At 72.1% G+C, this 1,235-nt stretch carries 1 protein-coding gene; it reads right to left on the reverse strand.

Going from position 1 to position 1,235, the window contains the following annotated elements:
• Positions 1-1,235, reverse strand: a 1,235-nt coding sequence (locus FH969_RS14975) for a heavy metal translocating P-type ATPase (protein WP_139988007.1), incomplete at both ends; no start/stop codon positions are given.

The raw sequence follows: 1,235 nt of genomic DNA on the forward strand, positions 1-1,235 counted from the left end.
CCGTCGCGGTGCACGATCACGACCGTCATGCCCTGCTCCTCCAGCCCAGCAACCTGCTCGCCGAGCGTCCCGGCGTCGAGCCAGCGCGGGCTGCCGACCGTGATCCGCGCACCGTCGAGGGTTCCCTCGATGCCGTGCCCGGCCTGCTCGGTCACACCGTCAGCCGCGGGGGCCCCGGGGGCCGCGGCGGTGATCGCGGCCGCAAGGGGGTGGGTGCTGTGCTGCTCGAGCGCGGCGGCCCAGGCCAGCGCCTGCTTCTCGGTCACGCCCTCGGCGGTGAGGACGGCGGTGACGGCGGGCTCGTTGCGGGTCAGGGTGCCGGTCTTGTCGACGGCGACGTGGCGGATCACGCCGAACCGTTCGAACACGGCCCCGGACTTGATGATCACGCCGAACTTGCTCGCCGACCCGATCGCGGCCACCACGGTCAGCGGCACCGAGATCGCCAGCGCGCAGGGAGATGCCGCCACGAGCACGACGAGGGCGCGGGTGATCCACAGCTCCGGGTCGCCGAGCAGCGACCCGATGATCGCGACGAGGGCGGCGAGGATCAGCACGCCCGGGACGAGGGGCCGGGCGATGCGGTCGGCGAGGCGGGCGCGGTCGCCCTTCTCTGCCTGCGCCTTCTCCACCAGGTCGACGATCGTGGTCAGCGAGTTGTCGGTGCCCGCCGCGGTCGTCTCGACCTCGAGCGCCCCAGCGGTGTTGATCGCGCCCGCGGAGACGGTGTCGCCGGGTTCGACTTCGACCGGGATCGACTCGCCAGTGATCGCGGACGTATCCAGGCTGGAGCGTCCCGTGCGGACGATGCCGTCGGTCGCGATCCGCTCACCCGGCCGCACCAGCATCAGCTGACCGACAGCCAGGTCCTTCGCCGGGACCTCGACCGATGCTCCGTCGCGGCGGATGGTCGCGGTCTCCGGGACGAGCTTGAGCAGCGCCCGCAGCCCGCCGCGGGCACGGTCCATCGCCTTGTCCTCCAGCGCCTCAGCGATCGAGTACAGGAACGCCAGGGCGGCGGCCTCCTCGACATACCCGAGGATCACCGCGCCGACCGCGCTGATCGTCATCAGCAGGCCGATGCCGAGCTTGCCCTTGAACAGCTTCCGGATCGCGCCCGGGGTGAAGGTCGACGCGCCCGACAGCAGACCGATCCAGAACAGCACCAGCGCCGGGACCTCCAGCCCCGCCCACTCCAGCACCAGGCCGGTCAGGAACGCGACGCCGGAGAAGAC

The sequence above is a fragment of the Miniimonas arenae genome, assembly GCF_006351005.1.
Classification (GTDB): Bacteria; Actinomycetota; Actinomycetes; order Actinomycetales; family Beutenbergiaceae; genus Miniimonas; species Miniimonas arenae.